Below are 24,741 nucleotides of genomic sequence, written 5' to 3'. Positions count from 1 at the left end.
TCACTCGGTACCCAGGATCGCGCCCAAGCGTGGCCGCTGCCTCCCTTCATAGTCGCCCCCGGCCGAGGCGGCACATCCTGGATCGGCCGGCGGGCCGGGATCCGGGGGGATATGGCGATGCGTGACGGCTCGACTCGGGGCGGTGTCGCTTCCCTCCCGGCGACGCAGAGACGGCCGTCCGACCTGCCCGCACCGGTGTCCGAGGGCAGCGGTAGCTTCCATGCACCGACGAGAAGGCAGGAAGGACGGACCACACGGTGGACCAGCTGAACAAGGTGCTTGAGGAGAACCGCTATCCGGGACGCGGAGTCCTGTGGTGCAGAACTGGCGACGGCTCCCGGCTCGGGGCCTACTTCCTGACCGGGCGAAGCGCCGCATCACGTGCGCGATCCCTCCGCCTCGCCGCCGACGGCGACCTGGTCGTCGCACCCATCGACGAACGCGAGCACGACCACCTGCGTCACTACGTCGCAGCTCGGCAGAGCGGAGAATGGCTGATCTTCGGCAACGGAGAACAGGTCGCCACCGTCGCCGACCGGGTTGCCGACGGTCTGCCCATGCCGTTGTCGCTCGGCGGACTGGACTACGAACCGGACCCACCGATCTTCACCCCGCGCCTCACCGTGACAGCAGGCGGGCCTACCGGTGCCGACGCGTGGTTCGGGGCTGCCCGCCGCAGCAGCCTGGATCGGGCCTCCACCAACCGCATGACCTTGCAGGTGTCGAACCTTGAGCCCGGAGAGGGCGTCCTCATGACGACCTACCGGTCCGACGGCCACACCATCGCCACCGGAACCCCGTTCCACGAGGTGCGTACGACAGCCGACAGCCGCAGCGCCTTGTTGGACGAACTCTGGTCGGCGCTCCGATCCGAGGTTCGGATCGCTGCGGCGGTCTTCGAGCCCGGCAGGCTTGACCAAGTCCGCATCCTGCAAGCGTGAACCGAACCCCCCGGCACAGGCACCCGGAGACGTCCGTCGTGACGGTCGCTGCCGCCCGTGACTCTGCTGAGCCATGGTGGAAGCCGAAAGGATCAGCCAGGTAGCTCGGAGATCCCGCCACTGAGCACCGGTCACAGCGGCTGATCATTTGTAGGATCGCTGCATGGCGCTGCGACCTGTTCAGGTGAACATAAAGGCTCTTGATCACTCGGCAGTCGGCCGGTTCTGGGCGGAGGCGCTCGGCTGGAGTGCTTACAGCCCCGGCGTGACGACGTACGTCGGACCCGGTGGCGGCCTCCTCTGGCCGGACCCGGTCGCCGTCTGCGTCGACGTCGTACCCGTCCCGGAACCCAAGACGACGGCAAAGAACCGTGTGCACCTCGATCTCGCCACCAACTCCGCGGCCGATCAGGCGGAGTTGGTCGCGCGCCTGAAGGCTCTCGGCGCGACACCCGCCCACGTGGGCCAGGGCGACGTGCCGTGGACGGTCCTCGCCGACCCCGAGGGCAACGAGTTCTGCGTGCTGGAGCCTCGGGAGATCTACCAGGACACCGGACCGATCGCCGCGGTGGTGGTCGACTGCGCGGATCCGCGGGCCATGGCGCGGTTCTGGGGCGAGGCGATGGACTGGACTTTGCACGAGGTGACCGACGATCATGCGGCGCTGCGCTCCGCCGACGGCGTCGGCCCGTATCTCGAGTTCCTCCGCACGCCCGGCGTGAAGACCGTGCCAGACCGCGTCCACCTTGACCTGCTGCCGTACCCCGGTGACGACAAAGCAGCGGAGGTGGCCCGGCTGCGGGCCCTCGGCGCCACCGACCTCGACCTCGGCCAGGGCGACGTCCCGTGGACGTGCCTGGCGGACCCGGAGGGCCACGAGTTCTGCGTCCTCGCCCTGCCCTGACACGGAGCCTCAACGACGCCCCGACACGGCAGCCTTGTGCGTCGGGGGCGAGATCGGCTCGCTCACCGACCACGACACTCAACTCGCCGATTGAAGCGGTGAGTCACCCCTCGGCCGCCGTCGGGTGAGGCCGGGACCCGGCACGCCATCGATCCCGCGTTCGCTACCGTGTCGGTCCATGACGGTCCTGATCATCGGCGGCAGCGGATTTCTGGGCACCGAACTGATCCGCCAGGCCACCCTGGCGGGGCATGAGACGGCCGCGACGTTCGCTTCCCGACCGGGTCGGGCGCCGGGTGTCGCCTGGCATCCGCTCGACGTCCGCGACCCTGCGCGTGTCGTCAGGGTGCTTGCCGACGTGGCCCCCTCAGTCGTGGTCAACGCGTCGAGCGGCTTGTCCGACTGGTCGGTCACCGCGGACGGCGCGATCCGCGTGGCGCTGGCCGCCGCCGAGCAGGGATGCCGCCTGGTGCATGTCTCCAGCGACGCGGTCTTCTCCGGCGCGCAGGGCTGCTATGACGAGAGCTGTCTGCCCGATCCGGTCACCCCGTACGGCGCTGCGAAGGCGGCCGCCGAGACAGCGGTGCGGCTGCTGGCGCCGGGCGCCGCCGTCGCCCGCACGTCGCTGATCATCGGGCGCGGTCAATCCGTACATGAGCGCATGGTGCACGCCTTGGCGGCCGGTACCCGGGACGGGGCCTTGTTCACCGACGACATCCGCTGCCCGGTGCATGTCGAAGACCTGGCCGCCGCCTTGTGGGAGATCGCGCTGTCCGACGCGGCCGGGGTGTTCCACCTCGCCGGGCCGGACGCCGTGAGCCGTCACGAACTTGGTGTGCTCATCGCCCGGCGCGACGGATTGGACGGCGCGCGGCTGCCCGCCGGGCGACGAGCCGACTCCTCCCTGCCTGGGGCTCTCGACGTACGCCTCGACAGTTGCGCAACGCAGGAGCGGTTGCAGACAAGGCTCCGCGGCGCCCGCGAGTTCCTGGGCGGAGACGGCCGCGTCGAAGTCGAGATCGCGGCGGCCGACCAGGGCGGGCACGGATACGGCGGCAACGGCAGTCGAAGCGCGCGCCCAGGGTGTCCCGGGCGCGCACTTTCCCCTGCTCAGCCCCGGTACCGGTAGATTATCCGGCCGCGGGTCAGGTCATACGGGCTGAGCTCCACGACCACGCGGTCGAACGGGAGGATCTTGATGTAATTCTTCCGGATCTTCCCGCTGATGTGCGCGAGCACGTGGTGCCCGTTCTGCAGCTCCACCTTGAAGGTGGCGTTGCGCAGGCATTCGAGGACGGTGCCCTCGACTTCCAAGCCCTTCGCTGTTCTTGCCAATGTGTCTCGCTTCTCGATTCGGTGAGTCGGGTGTGGTCGGCCGGGTGGATTCGGTGCGTGAGCAGGCGTCAGCGGCGCACCAGTTCCAGGTAGCTGCTCGATCGCCGCGCACCGACCCCCTCGACCAGCGTGATCGCCGCGGCGTTGGATTCGTCCACCTCGGCCCAGGCGGAGTCGATCCCGTTCCGGTGCAGCGCGCCCAACGCGTGGGCCAGCAGTGCCCGCCCGATGCCGCGTCGGCGCTGATCGGCCCGAATCGCGATCAACCCGATCCGCGCCCGGCTGCGTACCGGCGCGACCCGGACGAGACCGACGTACTCACCGTTACGGACCGCCGTCGCGTACTTCGACGGGTCCACCGGCGTGGACCCTGCCGGGCCCGGCAGCACCTCGGCCGGCATGGTGCGCCAGCCGACGGTGGCTTCGACTTCTTCGCGAATCGTGCGGTCCAACGTGCGCAGCAGGCTCTCGTCCGCCTCGCCGGCGGGCAGGATCGTCACACCCGCAGGGAGGTGCAGTTCGCCGAGTCCGGTTTCGCGCGAGCCGGTGGGCAGGACGTACTCCCACTCACGGCGTCCGACGGTGAAGCCGAGCCGTTCCCAGCTCGACTTCAGGTCGTGGTCGGCCTCGCCGACCAAGGTGTAGAGCGGCTCGGGCAAGCCCGTCAGCATCGCGGTGGCGAGCTGGTCGAAGACCGCGTCCTGCCACACGTCGATGCTGATGAAGAGCCGCCCGTCGGGCCGGTGCGAGACATCGCCCTGGCCGACGATCCGGTCGTCGGCCACGGCCTCCCACTGCGCCTCCGCGACCCGTGTGATCCTCACAGTGTTCATAGGTGTTCGCCTTTCAGGAGTGCCTTGGTGGAGAGGCGCTCCCGACGACACCTAGATCAGTCGCACACCGTGACGGAAAGGGGGAGCACCCACCTCGATACAGCGTTCACGGGTCTCACCTCCTCCGGCGGAGTCACGGTCAACTGCAAGCTACCAGTTGGATCATCAGCCCGCCCAACCCTTTTTCCCGGCCATGTGATCAGCCTCCATGTCCGCCGAAGCGGCGTGTTCCTCGAGAGCGGCCGGGTATCACTTTCGGGCGGTGGGGGACCCTCACCGGGGGGCGACACCAAGGGCGATGACGGGGACGGCCTCGGAGGTCTCTAACGGCGGCTCTTCCGGTGTCCCTGCTGCCGTTGGCCGACGCCACGGTGCACGGGAAGGCCACCGCCTCGGTCAGGAGTCGTCCGACTCCCGGGCGGCGACCGGCGGGCGGAAGCAGGCATGGACGATCTTGCCATCGGGGCAGGGTCGTGCCTGCCAGTTGTCGGCGAGGGCGTCCACCAGCAGCATGCCCCGCCCGCCGAGTTGCTCGGTGCTCGGTGGACGAGGGGTGGGCAGGTCAGTGGAGTTGTCGTGCACGGCGACATGGAGACAGCGCGTGTCCCAGGTCAGCATCAGCTGCGCGGAGCTGTGTGCGTGCAGGTGCGCGTTGGTCACCAGTTCCGAGACGGTCAGGAGTACGGCCTCCACCGTCTGCGGCGCGCTGTCCGTCCAGCCCAGCGACTCCAGATGTGCGCGCGCCCAGTCGCGGGCAGTCTTCACCTCGCTGTTCAACGGCAGGGAGCGTGCCCACCCCACTGCCTTCACCGACGAACCGCTCACGGTGTCCCTCCCTGTGGTCAGTGTGCCGGACCCGAGTACCCGTTCGGCGCGCCTTGACGCAGGCCGGCGGTGCCTCGGCGCCACGTCACCCAGGCCCGTTGCAAGATCGTCGGTTGATGATTCCGGCAAGCCTCAGCGAGGTGACTCCAGACGGATCCGCTGCTCCGCGTAGCCATCAAAAAAATTCGGACGGCGATGTCGAGAACCGGTGCCTGGCTCCGTCCCCGCAGTGAACGCGACCACAATGGGTCGCACCAGCACCGAGGAGACACACGATGGCCAAGTACTTGCTGCTCAAGCACTACCGCGGCGCCCCGGCTCCGGTCAACGACGTGCCCATGGACCAGTGGGCCCCGGAGGAGATCTCGGCGCACGTGCAGTACATGCAGGACTTCGCGGCCCGGCTCGAGAAGACCGGCGAGTTCGTCGACGGTCAGGCGCTCGCCCCCGAGGGGACGTGGGTCCGGTACGACGGCGAAGGGCGGCCCCCGGTCACCGACGGCCCGTTCGCCGAGACCAAGGACCTCATCGCCGGCTGGATGGTGATCGACGTCGACAGCTACGAGCGTGCCGTCGAACTGGCCGGGGAACTGTCGGCCGCCCCCGGAGCGGGCGGGAAGCCGATCCACGAGTGGCTCGAACTGCGCCCGTTCCTGGCCGCACCGCCCACCATCACGGAGTGTCCTCATCGATGAACGAGGCCCTGCTCCGGAGCCTCACCCCGAGCGTGCTCGCCATCCTCGTCCGCCGCGGAGCCGACTTCGCGGCGGCCGAGGACGCCGTGCAGGACGCGCTGGTCGAGGCGGTCCGCGTCTGGCCGGCCGACCCACCGCGGGACCCCAAGGGCTGGCTGGTCACCGTGGCCTGGCGCCGGTTCCTCGACGCGACCCGGGCGGACGCCGCCCGCCGCCGGCGTGAGGACCTCGTCGAAGAGGAGCCGGCGCCCGGCCCCGCGCCCGCGGTGGACGACACGCTCCAGCTCTACTTCCTGTGCGCCCATCCGTCGCTGACGCCGTCGTCCGCGGTCGCGCTCACGCTGCGTGCCGTCGGCGGGCTCACCACCCGCCAGATCGCCCAGGCCTACCTGGTGCCCGAGGCGACCATGGCCCAGCGCATCAGCCGTGCCAAACGCACCGTCTCCGGCGTCCGGTTCGACCAGCCCGGCGACGTCGCCACCGTCCTGCGCGTCCTCTACCTGGTCTTCAACGAGGGGTACTCCGGCGACGTCGACCTCGCCGCCGAAGCCATTCGGCTCACCCGGCAGCTCGCGGCCGCCATCGACCACCCCGAGGTGGCGGGGCTGCTCGCCCTCATGTTGCTCCACCACGCCCGGCGCGCCACACGGACCGCGCCCGACGGCAGCCTGGTGCCCCTCGCCGAGCAGGACCGCGGCCGGTGGGACACCGAGTCGATCGCCGAGGGCGTCGGGATCCTGCAAGCCGCCCTCGCCCGCGACCGGCTGGGCGAGTTCCAGGCCCAGGCCGCCATCGCGGCACTCCATGCCGATGCGCCCACCGCAGAGGAGACCGACTGGGTGCAGATCCTCGAGTGGTACGACGAGCTGGTGCGCCTGACCGGCAGCCCGGTCGTCCGGCTCAACCGCGCAGTCGCCGTCGGCGAGGCCGACGGACCGCGCGCCGGGCTGGCGGCGCTCGCCGCGCTGGACGACTCACTGCCCCGCCACACCGCGGTGGCGGCGTACCTCCACGAGCGCGACGGCGACCTGGCGACAGCCGCACGGCTGTACGCCGAGGCGGCCCAAAAGGCACCCAACCTCGCCGAGCGCGACTACCTGACGCGTCAGGCCGCACGGCTCAACGCCCGCCGGTGCCGCTGACGGGTCGCGCTCGGTGTTTCCCACAGTGCGCGGCCCCATGACATGGCGAAGGCACCCCTGTTCACCAAGATCAGGGGCTCTCTCCATGTGTTCCGGCATGGCGGTGGCGCCCTCGGGTCCGCCCCGGTCGCATGCTCGCCGACCGTGCTTACTCCTCCTCGACATCCGCGCGTACCTGCGCGGGCGCCGGATCCCGCACGCCATCCGGAAATGGGTGACCGGGCTGGGCGCCGCCTGCGCCGAGGTGGCAGGATCAGGGGGTGTCCGTCATCAGTAAGCTGCAGATCAAGCCCGGTCAGAGTGTCGTAGTGCTGGGCAAGCCCCACGACGTCCACCTGGAGATCGACGCCACGGGCGACGCGGCTTCGGCCGATGCGGTCCTCGCCTTCGTGACCACCTCCGGCGACCTCCTCGGGGTGAACGCACAGGCGGCGCTGGCCGCGGCGCAGCGCGATGCCGTCGCCTGGGTGGCCTACCCCAAGGGTGGGAAGCTCGGAACGGATCTGAACCGCGACACCCTGGCCGCAGCGCTTTCCGAGCGGGGCGTGCGCCCCGTGCGGCAGATCGCCATCGACGACACCTGGTCGGCGCTCCGGTTCCGACCCGGCGACTGATCTTCGGCAGCACTGCACACTCGGTTGTGCAGTCGAACTCGCGTACGTCAGGCCGTGAAGCCGCCGTCGACATTAATCGAGGCTCCGGTGATGTACCCGCCGTCCGCGCTCGCCAGGTGGGCGACGGTGGCCGCGATCTCGGCCGCTTCCGCATAGCGGCCCACAGCGGTGAAGCCGGCGATCGTCTCGGCGTTCGGCCCGTCGGCGGGGTTGGCGTCCGTATCGGTGGGGCCGGGGTGCACCAGATTGACGGTGACTCCACGTGGGCCGAGTTCCCGGGCCAGGCCCTTGGTCATTCCGACGAGAGCCGTCTTGCTCATCGAGTACAGCGCCAGTCCGGGGAAGACCGCACGTTCGGCGACATTGCTGCCGATACTGATGATGCGGCCGCCCTGGCCCATATGACGCACTGCCGCCTGGGCCGCGGCGAACGGCGCCCGGATGTTGACCGCCAGGGTGCGCTCGACCTCTGCCGGGCCCAAGTCCTCAAGTGGGCCGACGAGGAAGACGCCGGCGTTGTTGACCAGGATGTCGAGTCTGCCGAACATCGCGGCGGCCTCGTCCACCGCGGCGGTGAGTGCCTCAGGTACCGCACAGTCTGCCTGGATGGCCAGTGCCCGGCGTCCGCCGGCCTTGATCTGCTCCACCACCTCGGTGGCGCGTTCCGAGCTCTTCTCATAGGTCAGGACGACATCGGCGCCTTCTTCGGCCAGCCGTAACGCCACAGCGGCACCGATGCCCCGGCTTCCGCCCGTGATCAAGGCAACGTTTCCCTCAAGTCGGTTCATGCCCAAGAGCATTGCGAGCGCCACCGCTGGGCGCTGGCGGAAAATCGACCTGGCGTTCGGCATGCGGAAGAGCAACACCATCCCTCAGCGCGAAACCGCACCGCATCGCCGCTCCGCGGGGACCATGCCGCTCGGTAATGCCGTAACGGTGTGCCGGTGCCCCGCGGAAAGGTTGTCCCCACCGGCACCCGCGTGTTCGACTGCGGGAACCTCGTTCTCGCCTACGCGAAAGCATGCGACCAGAAGGCTTCGCCGATGCTCGTAGACTGACGGCATGGCATTCATGAGCACCCCACACTGCTGCTTCCTGTGATCGGAAGGCGTTGAGGGCGATGCCCGAGGGCGTCGCCCTCCTTGGTGTGCCTGCTGCGTGTACCACGTTCTCGGCGCTGCCCGTTGCTTCGTGAGGCGGTGACTTTCTGAGGCAGCCACTTTCTGAGGCAGCCACTTTCTGAGGGCGCATGCAGGCACGGTCTCCTCCCCTCACGCTTGCAAGGAGTGCCTCGTGTCCGTGTTGCTTCCCCCTGCCCTCGAACTGTCTCTCGACGTGCTGCGCTGCCCAACGTGCCGCACCCGCCGCCTGCACCCCGAACGCGGCGCACTGCGCTGCCCGGCGGGTCACACCTTCGATATCGCCCGCCACGGCTACGCCGGCCTGCTGACGGGCACCCGTGCCACCAGCGGCGACGACGCAGCCATGGCCCAGGCCCGGGACCGGTTCCTGTCCACCGGCACGTACGCTCCCATCCGCGAGGTCGCGGCCCGCCTGGCGTCCGATGCCGTGCCTGAGCAGGCCACGGTTCTGGATGTGGGGTGTGGCACGGGCTACTACCTGGCCGGCGTGCTCGACCAGTTGCCCGACGCCCGTGGTCTGGGTCTGGACACGTCGGTGCGCGCACTGCGCTCGGCCGCTCGTGCCCATGAACGAGCCGCCGCGGCGGCCTGGGACGTCTTCCGTCCCTTCCCGCTTGCCGACGGGGTGGCCGATGTGGTGTTGGACGTGTTCGCCCCGCGCAACCCGGTCGAGTTCCACCGAGTGCTCCGGCCGACTGGCCGGTTGATCGTGGTCCGTCCCACTGGACGGCACCTGGCCGAGCTGCGCCGCCGACTGCCTGCGATGGTCGCGATCGACCCGACCAAGGAACAGCGCCTGCACCGGGCGCTGGATTCCTTCTTCGAGGCCGCCGTTACTGAACAAGTGGAGTACGCCGCGACCCTGACCGGGCTGGATGCCGTGGACTTGGTGGCGATGACGCCGAGCGCACGCCACTTGAGCCGCGCGGACCTGAGCGACGACGGCTTCCGGCCCGAGCGGGTCACGGTCTCCGTACTGGTCACCGCCTACCAGCCTCGGTGACCACGAGCGGGCGCACGCGCCTTCCTCGAAGGGAACGCGCGGTCCGCCTTTCGATCGCCGAACCGGGGACAAGTGGCCGAGGGCGGCGGCTTCCGCAGGCGCCTCGGCCTCGCCGAGGTGGTCGGTGTAGCCGGACGCATGGACATCGTGCCGATCTCGGATTCTGGCACCCACTGGTCGCTCTTCCCTCAGGGGAGGGCGCATTGTTGCCGGTAGGTGTGGCACGCTCGGCCATGACCGGACGCTCCAGGCGCCGGTTGTCACCCTGATCGTCAGAGTGGAGAGGCGACGGCATGCGCATTGGGCTGCTCGGTACCGGCCCCTGGGCTCAGGTTGCCCACGCACCCGCGTTGAGCGGGCATGACGGACTGGACTTCGTGGGCGTGTGGGGGCGTCGGGCGAGCGCGGCCAAGGAGCTGGCCGACCGCCACGGCACGCGGGCCTACGAAGACATGGACGCGCTGCTCGCCGACGTGGACGCCGTCGCCGTGGCCCTGCCTCCTGACGTGCAGGCCGAGGTGGCACTGCGAGCCGCGCGGGCGGGGTGTCACCTGCTGCTCGACAAGCCCCTGGCCGCGACGGTGGCGCAGGGACAGGCAGTGGTCGACGCCGCGCGGGAGGCGGGCGTGGCCTCGGTGGTCTTCTTCACGACGCGTTTCCAGACCGAGACGGAGGCCTGGATCGCAGAACAGACCGGCCTCGGGGGCTGGTTCACCGCGCGGGCGCAGTGGCTGGGCGCGGTGTTCACCGGCGACAGCCTCTTCGCGGCCTCGCCCTGGCGGCGGGAGAAGGGCGCTCTGTGGGACGTCGGGCCGCACGCACTGTCCGTGCTGCTGCCGGTGCTGGGCGACGTGAGGCGGGTGGCAGCCGCTGCGCACGGTCCCGCGGACACCGTTCATGTGGTCCTCGACCATGTCGGCGGCGCGTCCAGCACCATGACGCTGAGCCTCACGGCGCCGCCCGCGGCGGCAGGAGCGGCCGTCGAGCTGCGCGGAGAGGCCGGGGTGGCGTTGTTGCCGGAGAGTTCAGGCGGCGTGGTCCCGGTCCTCGGCCGGGCGGTGGACGCCCTGTGCGCCGCCGCCCGTTCCGGCCGATCACATCCCTGCGATGCCGCGTTCGGTCTGCGGGTGACCGAGATACTTGCGGAAGCCGAGTACCTTCTGCGCCCGTCCGCGGGGGACGCTCCCGGGGACGAGCGGTTCGTGCGCGGTACGCCGCCGACGCAGCGCTGAACTTCGTCATGAGCTTTCCCGCCGGACTTCGAGCGATGGAGCGGAAGGGCTCGAAGTACCTACAGCTCAAAGACGCTCTCTGGCGTAAGTCGGTGTTGTCGCTCAGGCCGGCGTGACGTTCTCGGCCTGCGGCCCCTTCTGCCCCTGAGTGACGTCGAAGCGGACTTTCTGGCCCTCCTGCAGTTCCCGGTAGCCGCCACCCGTGATGGCCGAGTAGTGGACGAACACGTCAGGGCCGCCGCCGTCCTGCTCGATGAAGCCGAAGCCCTTTTCCGCGTTGAACCACTTCACCGTGCCCGTGGCCATGTCGGTCTCCCTCATCAATCGTCGGGCGGCGCAGCACCGTGCCACGCGGCCGTAGGTTGGATCATCGCGGACCACCCGGGCGCAGGAAAGGAGAAACGCCCGGGACGCACCCTGCGTCTCGGGTACCCGGAACCCACACCACGTGCTTGCGGGCACGGGCATCCGCCGACACGCCGACATCACTCAGCCGGTTTGCGCTCTACGGGTTGCCGCAGAATCGTCCTGAGCTTGGCGGGAGCAGTCCTGCGCGGGTCGCAGTGGCCGCAGCAGCAGCGGGACGCCGACACGGCCTTGAAGTTCTTCGCGACCGCTGACTTTCCGGCCCGCTGATTCTCAGGGTCTGGCTGCTGTCGCCATGTCGCCGCCGAGATGGGCATCTCCCGCACCACAGCGCACAAGGTGGTCGGCGAAGCCGCGCAGCCAGTGGTGTCGTCGCCGTCACCGAGGCGCTTAGTACGGCTGCCGTTCAGGGCGACATGACGGCAGTGCGCCGGATCAGCGCCGGGCACGGGCCTGCCGCCTCTCCTCGAGGACGGCGATCGTATGCGTGCACCAGTCACGGTTTTCCTGCTCGAAGGCCAGGCCGCGCAGGCAGGTCAGGTAGGGGCCGATGCGGTCGCCGTGGCGGAGGAACTCCTTCTCCGTACGGTCGCCCCGCAGGCGGCGCAGCAGTTGGCCGAAGAGGTCGATCTTGGCCTGGGCGGCGGTGGCGCGTTCGGCCAGCTCGGCGATCAGGGCGTCGGTGTCGACGCGGTCGGCGGCCTGGACCTTGACGAGCAGGTCGTCGCGAATGAAGGCCGGCTTGGTGGAGGCGGCCGTGAAGTTCTCCAGCTCGGCCAGGCCGGCGTCGGTCACGTGGAACAGTCGCTTGTTCGGCCGGCTCTCCTGCACCACCTCCCGGCCCGCGACCAGCCCTTCCTTCTCGAGCCGGGTCAGCTCGGCGTAGAGCTGCTGAGGCTGGGCGTACCAGAAGTTGGCCACACCGACGTCGAACGCCTTGGCCAGCTGGTAGCCGCTGAGCTCGCCGTCGAGCAGCGCCGCCAGCACGGCGTGCCGTAGTGCCATGGAGTCCACTCCCCACATACCTCTGTCGCTGTACCGGTCGCTCATGATAGTCATAAAAATGACTAATCACGTTCATGACTATGGAGGGGTGGGCCCGTGAACGCCGCAGCCCGTTTCCGCGCAGCCGTCGACAACCAGGACCTCGCGGCCCTGGACGACCTGTTCACCGACGACATCCGCTTCTACAGCCCCGTGAAGTTCACGCCCTTCGAGGGCAAGCCGATGGTGATGGGACTTTTCGGGGTCCTCCTGCGCACCTTCGAGGACTTCCGGTACATCGGCGACCACGTCGGCACTGCGCAGACCAGCACCGACGCCAGTACCGCGCCGTCCACAGTGCTGCTCTTCCGCGCCAAGGCGGGCGGCAAGGAGATCCACGGCATCGACCTGCTGCATTTCGACGACGACGGCCGGATCAAGGAGTTCACCGTCATGGTCCGCCCCCAGTCCGCCGTGCACGCCCTCAGCGAGGCCGTCCTGGCCGGCCTGGTCGCGGACGGCTTGGTCCCCGCCCCTACCCATCCGTAGACGACCACGGGCCGGAGACCGTCTGCCCGGACCCGGCCGCCGGCCCGACGGCGGTGGCGATCGCGCGAGTCGGCAGTCGGCGCTGCGCTCCAACGACATCGGCTCCTGGCACGACTTCACCGCCGACCAGGACCGCAGGGGCGCGCACCTTCGCCTGCCTGCTCTACACGCCCGACCGGCGCGCCCCCCCGTATCGGTGGATCTTCGCCGCCGGCGGGCGCAGACCCGCATGCGAACGAGCTCAGCAGCCGTCCCGCAATGAGTGCAGCGGGGTGTCGGGGACCGGTCGTCATGCCTCCTGGTAGAGGTTGACGATGTTGCCGTCCGGGTCACGCAGCCACACTGAGCGGCGTCCCCACGGCTGGGTTGTCGGCGGCTTGAGGATCTCAACGCCCCCGGCCAATAGTCGTTCGTGGCGTGCGTCCACGTCGGTGACCTGGAACTCCAGGGTGAATCCTCCACTCGCAGCGGCGGCCATCGATCCGGGCACCATCGACTCCATGCCATGTGTGGAGAAGATGGACAGGACGGCACCGGGGACCGTCACCCGGGCGAAGGGGCCGCTCCCTTCGACATCCGCGTCCAGGACCGCGGCGTAGAAGGCGGCGAGGGCTGGTGCATCGTCGGTGATCAGGGCGGTGCCGGTGAAGTGTGGCTGCATCCGGGCATCGTAGGGTCGAGGGCCGGACGCGGGCCCCGGAACGGGGGAAGTCTGCCGGTCACGGCCGGCCCTCTGGTCCCCACCCACGACCGACGATGAGCAGCTGGTGCGCGGCCGGGTGCACGGCACCGACCACGGGCTCGCGCCCGGGCCGGACGTACGTCGAGCTGATCGGCGGCCCGCTGGACGGGCTGTGTGGTTCAGCGCATCCGTGACGAGGCCGCCGCCCGGTTCGTGGACTGCTGTGCCCAGACGGTCTTTCCCCCTTCGTGGTAGCGGGTGCCCCAGTGATCGGCGAGGCTGGCGATGATGAACAGCCCGCGTCCGCGCTCGTCGACAGTGCGGGCGTGCTTGACATGGGGGGCGCTGGGCACTGCGTCCCTGACCTCGCAGGTGAGTACCTGGTCGTGGATGAGGCGCAATTGAAAGGGTGGGGACCCGTAGCGGATGGCGTTGCCGACGAGTTCGCTGGCGATGAGCTCGGTGGTGAAGGCGGTTTCCTCGTCGATGTTCCAGGTCGCTAGCCGGTCACGTACTGCGGCGCGCGCGAGGGGTGCGGCCTCCGGGCCGGCCGGGAGGGGGCAGGTGAGGACGTCGTCCGTCGGGATGGCTCGGACGCGGGCGAGAAGCATGAGGGTCTCGCCTGTCGGCCGGTTGTTCGTCAGCGCGTAGGCGATGTGGTCGCACAGGTCGGACAAGGTCCGGTCTCTGCTCTCATCGAGGAGCGAGCGCAATGGCGCGGACGGCGTGAGCACTTTTTCGGCGAGGGCGGCTGTGCTGACGGCAAGAGTGCTTCCCGCCGGGAGGTCGACGGTGGTGGCGGGGAAGGGGGCGTTGCCGGTGTCGGCGAGCGGCGGGCCCGCAGGGACGGGGAGGGTGGTCGACGTGCCGTCGGGCAAGAGTGCGACGGGCTCCGGAAGTCCGGCGCGGACGATGGTGCAGGTCAGTTCGACCGGATCGTAGACCGCGATCAGGCAGCCGGCGGTGAGCGGCTCTCGGTGCAGGGGGTCGCCGGGGGGCAGCGCGGCGCGCTCGGTCGCCAGGCGGGCGGCGGTGTCGTCCAGCCGGGCCATCATCTCGTCCGGTGCCAGGTCCAGGGCGGCAAGGGAGTGGATGACGGTGCGCAGTTGTCCCATGGTGGTGGCCGCTGCCATGCCCCGCCCGGCGACCTCACCGACGATCAGGGCTGTGCGCCCTCCGGCGAGTGGGATGGCGTCGAACCACGCGCCGCCGCCCTCGGGGCCGGGAAGGTGCAGGTGAGAGATGTCCACCGTGGCCAACGCGTGGGGTCGTTGGGGCAGCAGCCTACGCTGCACGATCGCTGCGATGGTCCGTTCGCGGGCGTAGCGTCGGGCATTGTCGATGCACAGCGCCGCATGTGCGCACACGTCGGCCGCCACCGCGATGTCCTCCTCGCCGAAGGGCTCCTCGTCCTCGTGCCGGTAGAAGCTCACCACGCCGAGGGCTTCGCCGCGCAGGGCCAGCGGAGCCACGATCAGGGAGTGGGCGCCGGAGCGCCTGATGGCATCCCTGCAGGCCGGATCGGCCGCCAGCCACAGGCTGTCCTCGTCGACGGACAGCAGCCTCGGCCGCAGGTCGGTCAGCACACGCGAAAACGGAGTGCCGAAGGGCAGTAGCCGAACGTCACCCGCCGGGTACGCCGACAGACGCCCCCTGAAAGCCGCCCGACGCACCGGAACATCGCGTTCGATGGGGACAAGTGGTGGTGCCTCACCGCGCACGACGTCCTCGATGACTTCCACCGCCGCAATCCCGCAGAACGCCGGCACCACCGTATCCACCAGTTCCTCACAGACGGCGATGACGTCCAAGCGTTCACCCACCCGCTTGCGGACCTCCTCCAGAACCGACAGCCGCCACAGGGCGCGCTCACGATCGGTGACGTCGGCTCCGGAGGCGAGCACCCCGAGTACCTCCCCGCGCGGGCCTTCCAGACGTACATATGACACCGAGTAGACGTTGCGTCTGCGCCTGGTCGGCCCTTGCACCGCGCGGAACAGACGATTCATTTCCGGGCGACCGGTGTCCAGCACCCTGCGCGCCGCCGCCTCTTCCTCTGCCGGATTCTCCAGCGGATACACCTCGGTGAACACCCGGCCCAGCAGCTCGCCGACCGGGGCACGGCTCGCGGTCACTGTTGGGCGTACGACAGGATTGATGTAGATGATGCGTAGTTGGTCGTCCAGGACCAGCAATGACATCGGGGCCCGGGTGAACATCGTCTGCAGAATCGTCAGATCATGGCCTGAAGCAGCCGCAGCTGTCGCACGCACCTCCCACACCACCGAGGCGTCCGTCAGCACGGGCTTCACCAGCACCGGACCCACATCGTCGATCCGGCGCCGACGCCACGGATCCTCGGTCGCGGCCTCGCTCACCAGGGCGGCGACCGGCTGCCCGACAGCATCATCCGCGGACCACCCGAAGAGTTCCTGGGCTGAACGACACCACTCGACAACCCGGCCGCTCTCATCGATCCGCATCAGCACGTCACCGTCGAGCACTGCGACACCTCCGCCCCATCCATGCCCCCGCACAAGGACAAGTGGGCTGCCTCGCACCAACCAGCCACCGATCGGCGCAACGTCGGGGCCCTTCTGCGGAGACCTGCGAACGGTGACCGCCCCTTCGCCGACAGCGTCAGCGCGAAGCCCGAGCGCAGAACCGCCCGTTGGTGTTCCTGGTGGGTTTCGGGGTCGGTGGCCGTGACGTCCGCGCCGGACACTCCGGTACCGCCCTCATACGCCTGCCGGGCGGTCATACCGCAGCAGGCCGGGAAGTCTGCAGAGGCGGTATCAGATATGTGGGCGTCGCGGCGCTAGGGTTGTGACTGCCGGGGCGCCGCAGGGAGGGACCGCAGGTGGTCGGCGTCGTTGGTGCCGCATCTTCTTGCGAGTGCGGCACCGGCCCTGTCCGGGTCCCTGGCAGTGTTCCCGAAACGAAGGTGCCATGCCCGCCGAGAACTCGCCCGCCGGTAACCTCGACGACGAGGACTACCCCGCCTTCACCATGGGTCGCGCTGCCGACATCCTCGGCATCACCCCGGCCTTTCTCCGGGCCATCGGTGAGGCCGAGCTGATCACTCCGCGGCGCTCTGAGGGCGGCCACCGCCGTTACTCCCGCCACCAGTTGCGTCTCGTCGCCCGCGCGCGAGAGCTCGTCGACCAGGGAACTCCCGTCGAGGCCGCGTGCCGCATCATCAGCCTTGAGGACCAGCTGGAAGAGGCCCGGCGCCTGAACGAGCAGATGCGCCGCAGGCTGGGCGCCTCCGGTATGGGTGACAACCGTGAGCTGAGCAGTCCGCCTGAGTGAATATCTGTCACCGCCGTTGCAGAATTAGCCACCGAATCGCCAAAGCTTCTTCATCTCCGCGAGAACAGAACGCTGCCCTCGCTGAATCAGGATGGAAGGAGTCGCGGGCGTTCCGTGTGCGCCTGTGTTAACGTGACAGCAGTTGCGGCTTTGGTTGCCGGAGATTTTTTATGAGAAATCCTCCTGGTTTTCCGGTATCCCGGATGAGTGATCATCGCGGCGACTCGGGTCTGCGCAGTGCGGATCCCGGCATTCCCTAGGGAGATTGAATATGGCATCTGGCACCGTGAAGTGGTTCAACGCGGAAAAGGGCTTCGGCTTCATCGAGCAGGACGGCGGCGGCGCCGACGTGTTCGCGCACTACTCGAACATCGCCACCTCCGGCTTCCGCGAGCTTCAGGAAGGCCAGAAGGTGACCTTCGACGTGACGCAGGGCCAGAAGGGCCCGCAGGCGGAGAACATCGTTCCTGCCTGACGCTGACACGCGTATGACGTGGCTGGGGTCCGCGCTCTTGGGGCGCGGGCCCCAGCCCGTTTACCCCTCGTTTCTCACCTTCCCGTCTTCCCGCCTTTCTGATTTTCCTTTCGGTTCATTCTTGCGAATTCTGCCGCGATTCCTCGCCGCCGAATGTGATTCATCCGGCCCCAACCGGCCGTGGGTATCCGCGTGACCATCGCCTGCAGGGCCCATCCGGTCAAGCAAGTCGGGCAGGTCATCACCAAACAGGACCGTCGCGATTTCACGGCCGCCGAGGTGAGCAGGGCACTGGCCGGGCTCGGTTTCACCTGTTGAGAGGCGCCGTCTGTCCGCCCACAGGGCCACCCCCGACCCTTCGTCCCTTCCCTGGGCATGCCCGGGCAGCGCACGGACGCGCAGCCGGAGGGCACATCCAGGGCAAGATCGAACTCACGGTCGCTTGGGAACGAGCCGTTTACCCGAAGCGTCCGGCGCCCGTCCGCGGGGCACGGCGGCCATCGAGACGCCGACGCGGAGAGCTCGGGGCGCGTCTGGCGACCAAGGCGGTCGCGATGCTCGCTGATGCGGACCGAGCCGACCGCACGGGTCGGCTCGGTGCACCGCAGGAGATCGCCGAGACGGTCGCATTCCTGATGCCGGCGGAACGGAGACATCACCGGCCGGCACATCACCGTCTCCGGCGGCAGCGGTCCGGCGTTCCGACGGTGGAGTGGTCGGTCGCAAGACGGCGCGCTGCTCACGTCGCGCCCTCCAGTTCGTCGGTCTCGACAACGGCGCTTGAAGCCCGGCGGCCGACCAAGCCCAGCCTCCACTTCTCCCGGACCAGTCGGTGCAGCGCGACGCGGGGCGCACGCGCCTGCGGGATTCCGCGTCCCCGGGGGCCACTTTGCGGTCTCAGCAAATCTGCTGGGTGTCGATCGTCGTCCGGACCGAGCATGACCGGCAGATGCTCCCGGATGCGAGAGGTACGCCGTGGTCGCTACGACTCACCCTGTTCAGCCCCTTCTCAGTGCGCGCAGACGCTGGACGGTGCTGGCCGTCTGCTGCCTGAGCATGTTCCTGGTGGGGCTGGACACCACCATCGTCAACGTGGGTCTGCCGGCCATCGGGCGTGGTTTGGGTGCGGGGACCCGCGATCTTGAATGGACCGTGGACGCGTACACCCTCGTCCTGGCCAGTCTTCTGATCTCCTCGGGTGCGTTGGCGGACCGGTTCGGGCGCCGACGGGTGTTCCAGTGCGGTCTGGCCGTCTTCGGTACGGCGTCGCTGCTCTGCGCGCTGGCCCCATCGGTGGGCGCGCTCATCGCGGCCCGTGCCGTCCAGGGGATCGGCGCCTCGATGCTCAGCCCCGTGGCTCTCGCGATCGTGGTGAACGCGATGCCCGACCCGAGGGAGCGAGCACAGGCGATCGGTGTCTGGGCCTCGGTCTTCGGGCTCAGTATGGCCGCCGGCCCGGTCACGGGCGGCGCTCTGATCGCGGGGTTCGGCTGGCGGTCGGTGTTCTGGGTCAACGCGCCGGTCATCGTCGCCGCCCTTGTGCTCAGCGCCCTGTTCGTGCCGGAGTCCCGTGGGCAGCGGGCGCGGCGGCTCGACATCCCGGGTCAGACCCTGCTGACCGTAATGATCGGCGTCCTGGTCGGCGTCCTCATCGAGGGGCCGCGCATCGGATGGACATCGCCCGCGGCGCTGGCCGCCTACGTGGTCACCGGTGGGGCGACGGCGGGATTCATGGGGGTCGAGTGCCGTCGAAGCGAGCCGCTGATGGATCCGCGCCTCTTCCGGCGTCCGGTCTTCAGCAGCGCGGTCCTGGGCGCCGTGGCGGTCTTCGTCGCCCTGAACGTGACACTGCTGCTCAACACCCTGTACTTGCAACACACTCGGGGGTGGACGCCACTGGCCGCCGGGGTGGCGACCTTGCCCATGGCCGTCGGAGCGACCGTCTGCGCCCCGCTGTCGGGCCGGCTGGTCGGGCGCAGCGGACCGCGGCTGCCGCTGGTCCTGGCCGGCGGCTTCATCACGGGGGGCGGACTGTGCCTGGTAGGACTCGACCAGCGTACGAACGTGCTCCTGCTGCTCTTGGCTTACTTGCTCATAGGCATCGGGTTCGGCTTCGCCAACGCGCCGATCACGAACACCGCGGTCAGCGGGCTTCCTCCGGCCCGTGCCGGCGTTGCCGGAGCGATCACCTCCACCGCCCGTCAGGTCGGCTCGGCACTCGGTATCGCCCTCGCCGGCGGGCTGGTTGCGGGGACAAGCCCGGCGGGGCTTGCCCACGCGTCCCGTCCGGGATGGATCCTGGTGGCCGCCTGCGGAGTCCTGCTGTTCCTCGTGGTTCGCGCATCGCGGCCGAAGACACCCGCGACCGCGGCTCGATGAGCCCGCGGACGACCGCCAGGGCTGTTGCGCAACTCCCGTCGTCCGCCCGAAGGACGGACCCCGCAGCGTCCGGAGCGTACGATCGCGGGGCGGAGGGGCGCACGCGTAAGCAGCCTCAACCCGGGGCCGCAGTCGCGGCGCCCCGCCGGCAGGCCGGACGCCGCTACCGCTCACATCAGGCCGGCGAGGTCACTGCTCGGCCGAAGTGCCGGGCGAAGAACCGGACCGCGCTGTCGGCCTCGAACCTGGGCAGCTCCTTGTGCCTGCCCGCGTTGGCGTGCAACGTCTTCTCCTTCGAGGCGAAGGCGTCGAACAGCGCAAGACCGGCCTCGCGCGGGATGTGCTCGTCGTCCCACTGCATGTCGAACTCGATCGGGACGGTGATTCGCTTCGCCTGCTCAGCCAGGACATCGGGCCAGTGCAGACCGAACACCGCGGCAGTGATCCTGGGTTCGATCGCCACAAGTGGCACGCCGATCGCGGTGCCCATGTTGATGCCGAAGTAGCCGACCGGCCCGTCGGTGCCGATCTCCGGAAGTTCCTGCAGGGCGTCCAGGGTCGCCTGCCACTCGGGCACGGCGCGCTCGGCCAGGTGGGCGTTGTAGCGGACGACGATCGGGCCTTCCGGCTCGCCCGCCGCCCTCGCCCGGTACAGCGCGGCGATCTCTTGCTCGTCGTGCGCCGTGCGCGGTCGGTCGCCATGACCGGGCGCGTCGATGACGGCGACGTGGAAACCGCAGCCGGTCACGAGGCGCTGTGCCCGGCCGGCCATCGCGGGTGACTTCTTGTGGTTGCCGCCGCCGTGGCCCATCAGGATCAGGCGGGCGCGATCGGTCGCGCCGGAAGCCGGCGACCAGAGCACGCCGGGGACGTCGCCCACGGTGAAGTCGCGCTCGACCATGCCGTTCGACGACGACTCGGCGGTGAACTGCAGAGAGTGCACAGGTGGTGCCTTTCGGGAGTGCCTTGTTGTCGAGGCGCTCCCGGCGACACCTACGTCAATCGCCCGGCCGTGACGGGAAGGGGGAGCACCCACATCGATACAGCGTTCATGGGTCTCACCTCCTCGGGCGGTGTCACGGGCAACTGCAAGCTATCAGTCTGATCATCATTCCTCATCCCTTTTCCGTCATGCGATCCCAACGCCGGACAGGTCCCGCGGCGTCGTCACCTGGGGCCCACCCTCCCCGGCAGCACTGCGTCGCCTGACCGCAACGGCCCGCTGAACGACCGAGTCGAGCAGGCTGCCCTCACCGACGTGCGTCGCCCGGCGCTGACCTTTGCTCTCAGGCCGAGAGCGCCGATTCCTGCCAGTCCGGATCGTGTGCGCAGGCGGCCGCCATCTCGTCCAGGGAGACCTGGAGGGCGGCGGCCAGAGCTGCGACGGTGAAGAAGGCCGGTGTGGGAGCCCTGCCTGTCTCGATCTTGCGCAACGTCTCTGCGGAGACTCCTGCCGCAGCCGCCACCTCCGTCATGCTCCGGTCGCCGCGTGCCTGACGCAACAGCGCGCCGAACCGCTCGCCGCGTTCTCGTTCCCACGGGGTCAGTGGAGTCCTCACCATGACCGTGATACTAATACCGGTATAAGTATTGGGTCTTCTCGGGTTGGGAATCAAAGCACATGGTGGAGATCAAGACCGATGCCGCGCTGGACGCGATGCGGGAAGCCGGACGCGTGGTGGCCCGGGCTCTCGCCGCCGCCCGGGAAGCAGCCCGGGTAGGGGTGTCCCTGCGGGAACTCGACGAGGCGGCCCGCGCCGTACTGGCCGAGGCCGGAGCCCGGTCGCCCTTCCTCGGATACCGGCCGTCCTTCGCCCCCACCCCCTTCCCCGCGGTGATCTGCACCTCGGTCAACGACGCCGTGGTCCACGGCATCCCCACCAACTACCGACTGAGGGACGGCGATCTGGTGAGCATCGACTGCGGCGCCCAGCTCGACGGCTGGACGGGCGACGCCGCCATCACCTTCACCGTCGGAACACCGCGCCCCGCCGACGTGGACCTGATCGACGCCACCCGGCAGGCCCTGGACGCCGGCATCGCCGCCGCCCAAGTCGGCAGCCGCATCGGCGACATCTCACACGCCATCGGCACCGTCGCCCACAAGGCCCGCTGCGGGATGCCCACCGACTTCGGCGGCCACGGCATCGGCCGCCGTATGCACGAAGACCCCCACGTGCCCAACCGGGGCCGTCCCGGCCGCGGTTTCCCCCTCCGACACGGCCTGGTCCTCGCCATCGAGCCCATGCTCATGGCCGGCGGACAGGACACCTACCGCACCGATGTGGACGGCTGGACCCTGCGCACCACCGACGGCAGCAGGGCCGCCCACATCGAGCACACCGTCGCCATCACCGACCAGGGCCCCCGCATCCTCACCCTGCCCTGACCCCGGCACCCACCATCAGACGGGCCGTGGTCTCCGCCCAACCGCCGGACGGAAGCGCGCCGAGTCGGGGCCCGGCACGGGCGTGCACACCGGGGGACCGGATCGTCGTGCCGTCTGAGGAGGCGGGTCACGCCCCCGCGCTAGGCGGCGGTCTGGGAGGCGGCGGCGTCGGGGCGCAGGTCGTCGAGGCTGAGCCGGTGTGCCGGGGCGTCGGGCAGGATCATCCGGTGGGTGGTGTGCAGGTCGGGGCCGACGTGAAGAAGCTCGCCGGGCTGCATCTCGCGCCAGTAGGGGTTGTCGTCCATGCGTTCGCTGGCTACGACGACGGAGGGGTGGTCGGTCAGGCGCTCGCAGTGGATGCGCATGCGGCCGTGGCTGCCGCTGTGATCGAGATGCCGGCTGCCGTGCTGGCCGCCCGCCCGACGCTCGAGGACGTACAGATCATGGGTGTCCGGATAGCGCAGCGCCCACAGCTGGTCGGAGGTGACGAGGATCAGGTTCAGGGCGTAGACCGGCAGGTTCCCGGCGATCCACCGGGCCGCCTGCTCGATACCCGCAGAGACGTCACCGTCGTACTTGCGGGTCTCCCGGGAGATCAGGGCGAAGAACCGCTCGGAATCGGTGTCGCCCTGGACCAGCGACCTGTCCTCGCCAAGGTGGTCATCGAGCTTGTCGAGACCCTCGATGACCCCGTTGTGCGCGAAGAGCCGCCCGTCCTGCTCGAAGGGGTGTGTGTTGCGGGTGTCCAGGCTGCCGGTGGAGGCGAAGCGCACATGGGCCAGGAAGGTTGCCGACTCCTCCCGCCTGGCCTCCTGGGCGAAGGCCCGGTCCTGGTACGCCGCGATGGGTGCCTTGTCGACGCGCGGGGTGCCGTCGGCGGCGAAGTACCCCAGGCCGGTGCCGTCCGGGTCGTGATGGCTCTGCCGGCTGAGACTGTCGGGGGCGTCCAGCAACCAGAACGTGGCGTGGGCGCGCCGCGGAGCACAGCTGAGACCGAACAGGCGGCACATGGGTTCCTCCTCGAAGCGGCGGACGGCGGCCCGCCGCCGGTGTCGGGTGGTCGGCGAACAGGTTCGGGAATGTGCGGACCGTGGTCAGTGACGGCCCGGGCGCCGGGGGTTCTTGGTCTCCGCGCCATGGGCGAAGCCGCCGGCGTCGTCGGCGTCGCGGTGTGGCTCACCCTGCTTGTCCAGGCGGGGCAGGACGCGGCGGAGGTCCTCGATGAGCAGGTCGGCCAGGTCGTGGCTGAAGCCGTTGCGGACCACGATGCGCAGGACGGCCAGGTCGGTGCGGTTCTTGGGGAAGGTGTAGGCGGGCACCAGCCAGCCGCGTTCGCGCAGTGCGGCTGAGACGTCGAAGACACTGAAGTGGTCGATGCTCTCGCGTACCCGGAAAGCGAAGACCGGGATGTCGCTGCCGTCGGTGATCAGCTCGAACGGGCCCAGCCCCGCGATCTCACGGGCCAGCCGGGTGGCGACGTCGCGGCACGTCTGCTGGACGCGCCGGTAACCGTCGAAGCCCAGGCGCAGAAAGTTGTAGTACTGGGCGACGACCTGGGCGCCGGGACGGGAGAAGTTGAGCGCGAAGGTCGGCATGTCGCCGCCGAGGTAGTTGACGTGGAAGACCAGGTCGTCGGGGAGGGCGTCCTTGTCACGCCACAGGGCCCATCCGACACCCGGCATGACCAGGCCGTACTTGTGGCCGGAGGTGTTGATGGAGGCCACGCGCGGGAGCCGGAAGTCCCACTCCAGGTCCGGGTCGAGGAAGGGAGCGATCATCGCTCCGGACGCGCCGTCCACGTGGATGGGGATGTCCAGACCGGTACGGGACTGCAGGTCGTCCAGGGCCGCGGCGATGCCGGCCACGGGCTCGTAACTGCCGTCGAAGGTGGAGCCGAGCACGGCCACCACGCCGATGGTGTTCTCGTCGCACAGTTCGACCGCCGTCTCGGGCGTGAGGTGGTAGCGGTCACCCTCCATCGGTACGTAGCGGGGCTCCACCTCGAAGTAGTCGGCGAACTTCTCCCAGCAGATCTGCACGTTGACACCCATCACCAGGTTGGGCCGGTCGGTCGGCTTGCCCTCTGCGCGGCGCCGGTGCTGCCAGCGCCGCTTGAGCGCCAGCCCGCCCAGCATGGCCGCCTCGCTGGATCCGGTGGTCGAGCAGCCCGTCGCCTGACGGGGATCCTCGGCGTGCCAGAGCCTGGCGAGCATGTGCACGCACCGGGTCTCGAGCTCCGCGGTCTGCGGATACTCGTCCTTGTCGATCATGTTCTTCTCGGCGCACTCGGCCATCAGACGCCGCGCCTGGGGTTCGGCCCACGTGGAGACGAACGTCGCCAGGTTCTGCCGGGCATTGCCGTCGAGCATCAACTCGTCGTGCACCACCTGGTAGGCGGTGTCCGGTTCCATCTCCCCGTCCGGCATCGCATACCGGGGCACCCGGATGGGTTCACGGCTGAAGACCGGGTTGATCGCCAGGTCCCTGCTCTCACCGCGGTCATGATGATGCACCGGCATACGCGCTCGGCCCTCTCTGCATCGGTCGGAACGGCCGCAGCCAGCGTTCCCCCACCGGGGAGCCGCGAACCAGGCAGATCGGCGGCCGGGACAGGTCGGCGCCTGCGGCGCGGGTGATGGCCTGGCGGTGGGGATGTTCAGCACCGTGCGGCCGTAGGACCACGGCCGCACGGGCGGCGTCGCGGTATCCCAGACCCTCCAGGCCTGGGGCGGTGACTGTGGTGTGGGGACGGGTGAAGCGCGGCAGGCGGTGGCCGAGCAGGTCCTGAAGCATCCGTACGTATCCGGCAGTGTCGATGATGATGCCGCGCTGCATCGGATACATCGTGTCGGTGCCGAAGGTGACCGTGGGGACGTCGGTGATCAGTCCCCTGCCGGCGGTCCGGGCGCGGGTGCGGGCGCTGCCCCTCTCCAGGGCGA

At 69.5% G+C, this 24,741-nt stretch carries 26 protein-coding genes and 1 pseudogene; 14 read left to right on the top strand and 13 right to left on the bottom strand.

Annotated elements, in window-relative coordinates; genetic code table 11:
- The first annotated feature begins 257 nt into the window (after positions 1-257).
- From N8I84_RS03390 to N8I84_RS03380, 3 genes are all read left to right on the top strand, one after another.
- Positions 258-941 carry an IMP cyclohydrolase gene (locus N8I84_RS03390; protein WP_263228005.1) on the top strand — a complete coding sequence of 228 codons (684 nt, stop codon included), beginning with the start codon at positions 258-260 and terminating at the stop codon, positions 939-941.
- Between the two features lie 163 nt (positions 942-1,104).
- Positions 1,105-1,845: a VOC family protein gene (locus tag N8I84_RS03385; protein WP_263228004.1), complete on the top strand. Its 741-nt coding sequence runs from the start codon at positions 1,105-1,107 to the stop codon at positions 1,843-1,845.
- Between the two features lie 178 nt (positions 1,846-2,023).
- Positions 2,024-2,974, top strand: a complete 951-nt coding sequence (locus tag N8I84_RS03380) for an SDR family oxidoreductase (RefSeq protein ID WP_263228001.1) — start codon at positions 2,024-2,026, stop codon at positions 2,972-2,974.
- On the opposite strand, the gene infA is transcribed toward N8I84_RS03380, so the two are convergent.
- The 3 genes from infA to N8I84_RS03365 form a co-directional block, all read right to left on the bottom strand.
- Entirely contained in the window at positions 2,956-3,180 is a 225-nt protein-coding gene (gene infA / locus N8I84_RS03375) for a translation initiation factor IF-1 (protein ID WP_263227999.1), read from the bottom strand. The two genes, N8I84_RS03380 and infA, sit on opposite strands and share 19 nt — an antisense overlap.
- 68 nt (positions 3,181-3,248) lie before the next feature.
- Positions 3,249-4,013, bottom strand: coding sequence for a GNAT family N-acetyltransferase (locus N8I84_RS03370; RefSeq protein WP_263227997.1), 765 nt, complete (start codon positions 4,011-4,013; stop codon positions 3,249-3,251).
- 396 nt (positions 4,014-4,409) lie between these two features.
- Positions 4,410-4,838 carry an ATP-binding protein gene (locus tag N8I84_RS03365; RefSeq protein WP_263227995.1) on the bottom strand — a complete coding sequence of 143 codons (429 nt, stop codon included), beginning with the start codon at positions 4,836-4,838 and terminating at the stop codon, positions 4,410-4,412.
- A gap of 275 nt (positions 4,839-5,113) precedes the next feature.
- Here N8I84_RS03365 and N8I84_RS03360 point away from each other — a divergent pair, with 275 nt between their 5' ends.
- The 3 genes from N8I84_RS03360 (at position 5,114) to N8I84_RS03350 (ending at position 7,289) form a co-directional block, all read left to right on the top strand.
- On the top strand, positions 5,114-5,533 hold the full coding sequence (locus N8I84_RS03360) for a YciI family protein (RefSeq protein ID WP_263227994.1): 420 nt from the start codon (positions 5,114-5,116) through the stop codon (positions 5,531-5,533).
- On the top strand, positions 5,530-6,675 hold the full coding sequence (locus tag N8I84_RS03355; RefSeq protein WP_263227992.1) for an RNA polymerase sigma factor: 1,146 nt from the start codon (positions 5,530-5,532) through the stop codon (positions 6,673-6,675). Before N8I84_RS03360 ends, N8I84_RS03355 begins: the two co-directional genes overlap by 4 nt.
- Before the next feature lie 260 nt (positions 6,676-6,935).
- The gene (locus tag N8I84_RS03350) at positions 6,936-7,289 is read left to right on the top strand and encodes a hypothetical protein (RefSeq protein ID WP_263227990.1); all 354 of its coding nucleotides are present in this window, start codon (positions 6,936-6,938) and stop codon (positions 7,287-7,289) included.
- 47 nt (positions 7,290-7,336) lie between these two features.
- On the opposite strand, the gene N8I84_RS03345 is transcribed toward N8I84_RS03350, so the two are convergent.
- Positions 7,337-8,077: an SDR family NAD(P)-dependent oxidoreductase gene (locus N8I84_RS03345; protein WP_263234641.1), complete on the bottom strand. Its 741-nt coding sequence runs from the start codon at positions 8,075-8,077 to the stop codon at positions 7,337-7,339.
- Positions 8,078-8,582: 505 nt separating this feature from the next.
- Between N8I84_RS03345 and N8I84_RS03340 the strand changes: the two genes are divergently transcribed.
- Together N8I84_RS03340 and N8I84_RS03335 are read left to right on the top strand one after the other, a co-directional pair.
- Positions 8,583-9,434 carry a methyltransferase domain-containing protein gene (locus tag N8I84_RS03340; protein WP_263227989.1) on the top strand — a complete coding sequence of 284 codons (852 nt, stop codon included), beginning with the start codon at positions 8,583-8,585 and terminating at the stop codon, positions 9,432-9,434.
- A gap of 293 nt (positions 9,435-9,727) precedes the next feature.
- Positions 9,728-10,666, top strand: coding sequence for a Gfo/Idh/MocA family protein (locus N8I84_RS03335; RefSeq protein ID WP_263227987.1), 939 nt, complete (start codon positions 9,728-9,730; stop codon positions 10,664-10,666).
- 102 nt (positions 10,667-10,768) lie between these two features.
- On the opposite strand, the gene N8I84_RS03330 is transcribed toward N8I84_RS03335, so the two are convergent.
- Both N8I84_RS03330 and N8I84_RS03325 read right to left on the bottom strand, forming a co-directional pair.
- Positions 10,769-10,972, bottom strand: a complete 204-nt coding sequence (locus N8I84_RS03330) for a cold-shock protein (RefSeq protein WP_263227985.1) — start codon at positions 10,970-10,972, stop codon at positions 10,769-10,771.
- A gap of 495 nt (positions 10,973-11,467) precedes the next feature.
- Positions 11,468-12,037, bottom strand: coding sequence for a PadR family transcriptional regulator (locus N8I84_RS03325; protein WP_263234640.1), 570 nt, complete (start codon positions 12,035-12,037; stop codon positions 11,468-11,470).
- Positions 12,038-12,133: 96 nt separating this feature from the next.
- Here N8I84_RS03325 and N8I84_RS03320 point away from each other — a divergent pair, with 96 nt between their 5' ends.
- Complete coding sequence (locus N8I84_RS03320) at positions 12,134-12,565, top strand: nuclear transport factor 2 family protein (RefSeq protein WP_200423369.1); 432 nt, start codon at positions 12,134-12,136, stop codon at positions 12,563-12,565.
- Positions 12,566-12,854: 289 nt separating this feature from the next.
- Here N8I84_RS03320 and N8I84_RS03315 read toward each other — a convergent pair whose 3' ends face one another.
- Together N8I84_RS03315 and N8I84_RS03310 are read right to left on the bottom strand one after the other, a co-directional pair.
- The gene (locus N8I84_RS03315) at positions 12,855-13,226 is read right to left on the bottom strand and encodes a VOC family protein (RefSeq protein ID WP_263227984.1); all 372 of its coding nucleotides are present in this window, start codon (positions 13,224-13,226) and stop codon (positions 12,855-12,857) included.
- Between the two features lie 200 nt (positions 13,227-13,426).
- Positions 13,427-15,751, bottom strand: a complete 2,325-nt coding sequence (locus N8I84_RS03310) for a SpoIIE family protein phosphatase (protein WP_263227982.1) — start codon at positions 15,749-15,751, stop codon at positions 13,427-13,429.
- 445 nt (positions 15,752-16,196) lie between these two features.
- Here N8I84_RS03310 and N8I84_RS03305 point away from each other — a divergent pair, with 445 nt between their 5' ends.
- From N8I84_RS03305 to N8I84_RS03290, 4 genes and pseudogenes are all read left to right on the top strand, one after another.
- Positions 16,197-16,559, top strand: coding sequence for a MerR family transcriptional regulator (locus tag N8I84_RS03305; protein ID WP_263227980.1), 363 nt, complete (start codon positions 16,197-16,199; stop codon positions 16,557-16,559).
- 271 nt (positions 16,560-16,830) lie between these two features.
- Positions 16,831-17,034: a cold-shock protein gene (locus N8I84_RS03300; RefSeq protein WP_007383480.1), complete on the top strand. Its 204-nt coding sequence runs from the start codon at positions 16,831-16,833 to the stop codon at positions 17,032-17,034.
- A gap of 207 nt (positions 17,035-17,241) precedes the next feature.
- Positions 17,242-17,349, top strand: a pseudogene (locus tag N8I84_RS03295) (SCO5918 family protein); the annotation flags it as partial.
- 660 nt (positions 17,350-18,009) lie between these two features.
- On the top strand, positions 18,010-19,413 hold the full coding sequence (locus N8I84_RS03290) for an MFS transporter (protein ID WP_390898836.1): 1,404 nt from the start codon (positions 18,010-18,012) through the stop codon (positions 19,411-19,413).
- A gap of 175 nt (positions 19,414-19,588) precedes the next feature.
- Here N8I84_RS03290 and N8I84_RS03285 read toward each other — a convergent pair whose 3' ends face one another.
- Positions 19,589-20,356 (bottom strand): alpha/beta hydrolase family protein, encoded by a 768-nt coding sequence (locus tag N8I84_RS03285; RefSeq protein WP_263227968.1) that lies wholly within the window; start codon positions 20,354-20,356, stop codon positions 19,589-19,591.
- A 343-nt stretch (positions 20,357-20,699) separates the two neighbouring features.
- On the bottom strand, positions 20,700-20,975 hold the full coding sequence (locus tag N8I84_RS03280; RefSeq protein ID WP_263227967.1) for a helix-turn-helix domain-containing protein: 276 nt from the start codon (positions 20,973-20,975) through the stop codon (positions 20,700-20,702).
- A gap of 59 nt (positions 20,976-21,034) precedes the next feature.
- Here N8I84_RS03280 and map point away from each other — a divergent pair, with 59 nt between their 5' ends.
- Positions 21,035-21,802 (top strand): type I methionyl aminopeptidase, encoded by a 768-nt coding sequence (gene map, locus N8I84_RS03275; protein ID WP_263227965.1) that lies wholly within the window; start codon positions 21,035-21,037, stop codon positions 21,800-21,802.
- Between the two features lie 140 nt (positions 21,803-21,942).
- Here the strand turns inward: map and N8I84_RS03270 are convergent, their stop codons facing one another.
- The 3 genes from N8I84_RS03270 to N8I84_RS03260 form a co-directional block, all read right to left on the bottom strand.
- A complete protein-coding gene (locus tag N8I84_RS03270) occupies positions 21,943-22,812 on the bottom strand; it encodes a class II glutamine amidotransferase (RefSeq protein WP_263227963.1) in 870 nt (289 codons plus the stop codon).
- Positions 22,813-22,896: 84 nt separating this feature from the next.
- On the bottom strand, positions 22,897-24,321 hold the full coding sequence (locus tag N8I84_RS03265) for a glutamate decarboxylase (RefSeq protein WP_263227962.1): 1,425 nt from the start codon (positions 24,319-24,321) through the stop codon (positions 22,897-22,899).
- Positions 24,302-24,637 carry a hypothetical protein gene (locus N8I84_RS03260; RefSeq protein WP_263227960.1) on the bottom strand — a complete coding sequence of 112 codons (336 nt, stop codon included), beginning with the start codon at positions 24,635-24,637 and terminating at the stop codon, positions 24,302-24,304. Before N8I84_RS03260 ends, N8I84_RS03265 begins: the two co-directional genes overlap by 20 nt.
- Between the last annotated feature and the right edge of the window lie 104 nt (positions 24,638-24,741).

The sequence above is a fragment of the Streptomyces cynarae genome (genome assembly GCF_025642135.1).
Classification (GTDB): domain Bacteria; phylum Actinomycetota; class Actinomycetes; order Streptomycetales; family Streptomycetaceae; genus Streptomyces; species Streptomyces cynarae.
Note: the sequence above shows the minus strand (reverse complement) of the source record. Positions and strands in the feature narration are given on the sequence as shown.

Bases quoted from the DNA above. Each gene is read 5' to 3' on its own strand.
- N8I84_RS03345 (WP_263234641.1), bottom strand. From the start codon at position 8,077: ATGAACCGACTTGAGGGAAACGTTGCCTTGATCACGGGCGGAAGCCGG.
- N8I84_RS03300 (WP_007383480.1), top strand. From the start codon at position 16,831: ATGGCATCTGGCACCGTGAAGTGGTTCAACGCGGAAAAGGGCTTCGGC.
- N8I84_RS03315 (WP_263227984.1), bottom strand. From the start codon at position 13,226: ATGCAGCCACACTTCACCGGCACCGCCCTGATCACCGACGATGCACCA.
- N8I84_RS03265 (WP_263227962.1), bottom strand. From the start codon at position 24,321: ATGCCGGTGCATCATCATGACCGCGGTGAGAGCAGGGACCTGGCGATC.
- N8I84_RS03370 (WP_263227997.1), bottom strand. From the start codon at position 4,013: ATGAACACTGTGAGGATCACACGGGTCGCGGAGGCGCAGTGGGAGGCC.
- map (WP_263227965.1), top strand. From the start codon at position 21,035: ATGGTGGAGATCAAGACCGATGCCGCGCTGGACGCGATGCGGGAAGCC.
- N8I84_RS03280 (WP_263227967.1), bottom strand. From the start codon at position 20,975: ATGGTGAGGACTCCACTGACCCCGTGGGAACGAGAACGCGGCGAGCGG.
- N8I84_RS03305 (WP_263227980.1), top strand. From the start codon at position 16,197: ATGCCCGCCGAGAACTCGCCCGCCGGTAACCTCGACGACGAGGACTAC.
- N8I84_RS03385 (WP_263228004.1), top strand. From the start codon at position 1,105: ATGGCGCTGCGACCTGTTCAGGTGAACATAAAGGCTCTTGATCACTCG.
- N8I84_RS03270 (WP_263227963.1), bottom strand. From the start codon at position 22,812: ATGTGCCGCCTGTTCGGTCTCAGCTGTGCTCCGCGGCGCGCCCACGCC.
- N8I84_RS03325 (WP_263234640.1), bottom strand. From the start codon at position 12,037: ATGGCACTACGGCACGCCGTGCTGGCGGCGCTGCTCGACGGCGAGCTC.
- N8I84_RS03330 (WP_263227985.1), bottom strand. From the start codon at position 10,972: ATGGCCACGGGCACGGTGAAGTGGTTCAACGCGGAAAAGGGCTTCGGC.
- N8I84_RS03380 (WP_263228001.1), top strand. From the start codon at position 2,024: ATGACGGTCCTGATCATCGGCGGCAGCGGATTTCTGGGCACCGAACTG.
- N8I84_RS03260 (WP_263227960.1), bottom strand. From the start codon at position 24,637: ATGCAGCGCGGCATCATCATCGACACTGCCGGATACGTACGGATGCTT.
- N8I84_RS03355 (WP_263227992.1), top strand. From the start codon at position 5,530: ATGAACGAGGCCCTGCTCCGGAGCCTCACCCCGAGCGTGCTCGCCATC.
- N8I84_RS03335 (WP_263227987.1), top strand. From the start codon at position 9,728: ATGCGCATTGGGCTGCTCGGTACCGGCCCCTGGGCTCAGGTTGCCCAC.
- N8I84_RS03360 (WP_263227994.1), top strand. From the start codon at position 5,114: ATGGCCAAGTACTTGCTGCTCAAGCACTACCGCGGCGCCCCGGCTCCG.